The sequence below is a fragment of the Dietzia sp. UCD-THP genome, from assembly GCF_000349585.1.
GTDB lineage: Bacteria > Actinomycetota > Actinomycetes > Mycobacteriales > Mycobacteriaceae > Dietzia > Dietzia natronolimnaea_A.
This window is the reverse complement of the sequence record NZ_AOSR01000052.1, coordinates 1-5,401: the sequence shown is the minus strand read 5'-3', so window position 1 is coordinate 5,401 and position 5,401 is coordinate 1. Positions and strand designations below refer to the sequence as shown.

Annotated in this window: 3 rRNA genes; all 3 read left to right on the top strand. The window is 56.3% G+C overall.

Annotated elements, in window-relative coordinates:
* The first annotated feature begins 213 nt into the window (after positions 1-213).
* Positions 214-1,730 (top strand): 16S ribosomal RNA (locus tag H483_RS25570).
* A 345-nt stretch (positions 1,731-2,075) separates the two neighbouring features.
* A 23S ribosomal RNA gene (locus H483_RS25565) occupies positions 2,076-5,172 on the top strand.
* Between the two features lie 103 nt (positions 5,173-5,275).
* Positions 5,276-5,392: ribosomal RNA gene (rrf, locus tag H483_RS25560) — 5S ribosomal RNA — on the top strand.
* The 16S, 23S and 5S rRNA genes sit together here, the layout of an rRNA operon.
* Positions 5,393-5,401 lie beyond the last annotated feature (9 nt).

Here is a 5,401-nt window from a genome sequence, read left to right as displayed (position 1 = left end):
TGCCCTCGTGATCTGGGTGGTCGGTGACCGTCTGGGGAGCGGTGTGGTGGTGTTGTTTGAGAACTCAACAGTGTGTTTTGTTTGTGATAGTGCCAAATTTTTTGTTTGGTTGCGACCCTTTCACATCCCTGTCGTGGGGGTCGCGTTTTTGAAACAGCCAGTTTTTTGGTTTGTTTTTTGCTTGGATTGTGCTTTTTGTAGTGCTGAGAAGCTTTTATGGAGAGTTTGATCCTGGCTCAGGACGAACGCTGGCGGCGTGCTTAACACATGCAAGTCGAACGGTAAGGCCCTTTCGGGGGTACACGAGTGGCGAACGGGTGAGTAACACGTGGGTAATCTGCCCTGCACTTCGGGATAAGCCTGGGAAACCGGGTCTAATACCGGATATGAGCTCCTGCCGCATGGTGGGGGTTGGAAAGTTTTTCGGTGCAGGATGAGTCCGCGGCCTATCAGCTTGTTGGTGGGGTAATGGCCTACCAAGGCGACGACGGGTAGCCGGCCTGAGAGGGTGATCGGCCACACTGGGACTGAGACACGGCCCAGACTCCTACGGGAGGCAGCAGTGGGGAATATTGCACAATGGGCGGAAGCCTGATGCAGCGACGCCGCGTGGGGGATGACGGTCTTCGGATTGTAAACCCCTTTCAGTAGGGACGAAGCGAGAGTGACGGTACCTGCAGAAGAAGCACCGGCCAACTACGTGCCAGCAGCCGCGGTAATACGTAGGGTGCGAGCGTTGTCCGGAATTACTGGGCGTAAAGAGCTCGTAGGCGGTTTGTCACGTCGTCTGTGAAATCCTCCAGCTCAACTGGGGGCGTGCAGGCGATACGGGCTGACTTGAGTACTACAGGGGAGACTGGAATTCCTGGTGTAGCGGTGAAATGCGCAGATATCAGGAGGAACACCGGTGGCGAAGGCGGGTCTCTGGGTAGTAACTGACGCTGAGGAGCGAAAGCATGGGGAGCAAACAGGATTAGATACCCTGGTAGTCCATGCCGTAAACGGTGGGCGCTAGGTGTGGGGTCCTTCCACGGATTCCGTGCCGTAGCTAACGCATTAAGCGCCCCGCCTGGGGAGTACGGCCGCAAGGCTAAAACTCAAAGGAATTGACGGGGGCCCGCACAAGCGGCGGAGCATGTGGATTAATTCGATGCAACGCGAAGAACCTTACCTAGGCTTGACATATACAGGACGACGGCAGAGATGTCGTTTCCCTTGTGGCTTGTATACAGGTGGTGCATGGTTGTCGTCAGCTCGTGTCGTGAGATGTTGGGTTAAGTCCCGCAACGAGCGCAACCCCTGTCTCATGTTGCCAGCACGTTATGGTGGGGACTCGTGAGAGACTGCCGGGGTCAACTCGGAGGAAGGTGGGGATGACGTCAAATCATCATGCCCCTTATGTCTAGGGCTTCACACATGCTACAATGGCTAGTACAGAGGGCTGCGAGACCGTGAGGTGGAGCGAATCCCTTAAAGCTAGTCTCAGTTCGGATTGGGGTCTGCAACTCGACCCCATGAAGTCGGAGTCGCTAGTAATCGCAGATCAGCATTGCTGCGGTGAATACGTTCCCGGGCCTTGTACACACCGCCCGTCACGTCATGAAAGTCGGTAACACCCGAAGCCGGTGGCCTAACCCTTGTGGAGGGAGCCGTCGAAGGTGGGATCGGCGATTGGGACGAAGTCGTAACAAGGTAGCCGTACCGGAAGGTGCGGCTGGATCACCTCCTTTCTAAGGAGCACTCACCTCGCCTGTTGGTGGGGTCAGAGTTTGCGCCTGGTTCGCGTCCGAGTGTGGCGCGCTGGGTGGCTCAATTGGGTGGAACACTATCGCGTAGGACTCGCCTTGATCTTCGGGGTGTCGGCTCAGGGCCGGCTGCTTCGGGGGGAGCGTGGTCCGGATGAAACACACTGTTGGGTGTCTGAGACAACACCGTTGGGCCTGGTTTGTGCTGGGTCTGGTTGTTTCTGGTGGCACTGATTCCCGATATGCCAGGTCTGTATCTGGTGTGGGTGGGGTTGGTGTGTGTTGTTTGAGAACTGCACAGTGGACGCGAGCATCTTTAATTGTTTGTGAATGTAAGTGTGTAAGAGCACACGGTGGATGCCTTGGCACCAAGAGCCGATGAAGGACGTAGGAGGCTGCGATAAGCCTCGGGGAGCTGCCAACCGAGCTGTGATCCGAGGGTGTCCGAATGGGGGAACCCAGCGCGCGTGATGGCGTGTTACCCACATCTGAATACATAGGGTGTGTGGAGGGAACGCGGGGAAGTGAAACATCTCAGTACCCGCAGGAAGAGAAAACAATAGTGATTCCGTCAGTAGCGGCGAGCGAACGCGGAAGAGGCTAAACCGCATGCGTGTGATACCCGGCAGGGGTTGCGTGTGTGGTGTTGTGGGGCATGATGTCCTGGTTCTGCCGGATCAGGCGCTTGATAGTCCGCGGGTTAGGGGAACGACTTGGAAGGGTCGGCCGTAGAGGGTGAGAGTCCCGTACCTGAAAGCTTTGTGGCTGGGCGATTTGTGTTCCCAAGTAGCAGCGGGCCCGTGAAATCTGCTGTGAATCTGCCGGGACCACCCGGTAAGCCTAAATACTCCTTGGTGACCGATAGCGGATTAGTACCGTGAGGGAATGGTGAAAAGTACCCCGGGAGGGGAGTGAAATAGTACCTGAAACCGTGTGCTTACAATCCGTCAGAGGCCTTTTGGGCTGATGGCGTGCCTTTTGAAGAATGAGCCTGCGAGTTAGTGGTATGTCGCGAGGTTAACCCGTGTGGGGAAGCCGTAGCGAAAGCGAGTCCTAATAGGGCGAGTGAGTGGCATGCTCTAGACCCGAAGCGGAGTGATCTACCCATGGCCAGTGTGAAGCGACGGTAAGACGTCGTGGAGGCGCGAACCCACTTAGGTTGAAAACTGAGGGGATGAGTTGTGGGTAGGGGTGAAAGGCCAATCAAACTCCGTGATAGCTGGTTCTCCCCGAAATGCATTTAGGTGCAGCGTCGCATGTTTCACCTCGGAGGTAGAGCTACTGGATGGCCGATGGGCCCTACAAGGTTACTGACGTCAGCCAAACTCCGAATGCCGAGGTGTGAGAGTGCGGCAGTGAGACTGTGGGGGATAAGCTTCATAGTCGAGAGGGAAACAGCCCAGATCGCCGGCTAAGGCCCCTAAGCGTGTACTAAGTGGAAAAGGATGTGGGATCGCTGAGACAGCCAGGAGGTTGGCTTAGAAGCAGCCACCCTTGAAAGAGTGCGTAATAGCTCACTGGTCAAGTGGTCCTGCGCCGACAATTTAGCGGGGCTCAAGTACACCGCCGAAGCCGCGGCACTCACACAATAACCTCCTCCGGGCAGGTGTGTGGGTGGGTAGGGGAGCGTCGTGTGGCCATAGAAGCGTCGGAGTGATCCAGGCGTGGAGGCCACACGAGTGAGAATGCAGGCATGAGTAGCGAATGACGAGTGAGAAACTCGTCCGCCGAATGATCAAGGGTTCCTGGGTCAAGCTAATCTGCCCAGGGTGAGTCGGGACCTAAGGCGAGGCCGACAGGCGTAGTCGATGGACAACGGGTTGATATTCCCGTACCCGTGTATGCGCGCCCATGGTGAATCAGTGATACTAACCGCCCTGAATGGCCTGGAGCATCCTTCGGGATGACGTGGTCTGGATGCGCGGGACCTGATCTGGTAGTAGCCAAGCGATGGGGTGACGCAGGAAGGTAGCTGGGCCAGTCAGTGGTAGTACTGGTGTAAGAGTGTAGGCCGTGACATAGGCAAATCCGTGTCACATGAAGGCTGAGACTTGATGCGTACCCGTTGTGGGGAATTCAGTGATCCTATGCTGCCGAGAAAAGCCTCTAGTGAGTTCATACACGGCCCGTACCCCAAACCGACACAGGTGATCAGGTAGAGAATACCAAGGCGATCGAGAGAACTGTGGTTAAGGAACTCGGCAAAATACCCCCGTAACTTCGGGAGAAGGGGGGCCATGCCCGGTGAACACCTTCACGGTGGGAGCTGGGTGTGGTCGCAGAGACCAGAGAGAAGCGACTGTTTACTAAAAACACAGGTCCGTGCGAAGACGTAAGTCGATGTATACGGACTGACGCCTGCCCGGTGCTGGAAGGTTAAGAGGACCGGTTAGCCGCAAGGCGAAGCTGAGAATTTAAGCCCCAGTAAACGGCGGTGGTAACTATAACCATCCTAAGGTAGCGAAATTCCTTGTCGGGTAAGTTCCGACCTGCACGAATGGCGTAACGACTTCTCTGCTGTCTCGACCACAGACTCGGCGAAATTGCATTACGAGTAAAGATGCTCGTTACGCGCGGCAGGACGAAAAGACCCCGGGACCTTTACTATAGCTTGGTATTGGCGTTCGATTCGGTTTGTGTAGGATAGGTGGGAGACTGTGAAGCATGCACGCCAGTGTGTGTGGAGTCGTTGTTGAAATACCACTCTGATCGTATTGGACGTCTAACCTCGGCCCATGATCTGGGTTAGGGACAGTGCCTGGTGGGTAGTTTAACTGGGGCGGTTGCCTCCCAAAGAGTAACGGAGGCGCCCAAAGGTTCCCTCAGCCTGGATGGCAATCAGGTGTTGAGTGCAAGTGCACAAGGGAGCTTGACTGTGAGACTGACACGTCGAGCAGGGACGAAAGTCGGGACTAGTGATCCGGCACCGGCAAGTGGAAGCGGTGTCGCTCAACGGATAAAAGGTACCCCGGGGATAACAGGCTGATCTTCCCCAAGAGTCCATATCGACGGGATGGTTTGGCACCTCGATGTCGGCTCGTCGCATCCTGGGGCTGGAGTAGGTCCCAAGGGTTGGGCTGTTCGCCCATTAAAGCGGCACGCGAGCTGGGTTTAGAACGTCGTGAGACAGTTCGGTCTCTATCCGCCGCGCGCGTAAGAAACTTGAGGAAGGCTGTCCCTAGTACGAGAGGACCGGGACGGACGAACCTCTGGTGTGCCAGTTGTTCCACCAGGAGCATCGCTGGTTAGCTACGTTCGGAAGGGATAACCGCTGAAAGCATCTAAGCGGGAAGCCTGTTCCAAGATGAGGTTTCTCACCACCTTGCGTGGTTAAGGCCCCCCACAGACCATGGGGTTGATAGGCCGGAACTGGAAGCGCAGCAATGCGTGGAGGTGACCGGTACTAATCGGCCGAGGGCTTACACACAACCAAGCCAGAAGAATCGTGACGCGTCCACTGTGCAGTATCTGAAACAACACACCCGTCCCTCGACTCCGGTCGATGTGGACAGGGCCTTGTTTCACAGAGTTACGGCGGCCATAGCGGCAGGGAAACGCCCGGTCCCATTCCGAACCCGGAAGCTAAGCCTGCCAGCGCCGATGGTACTGCACTCGAGAGGGTGTGGGAGAGTAGGTCACCGCCGAACACAACTTCA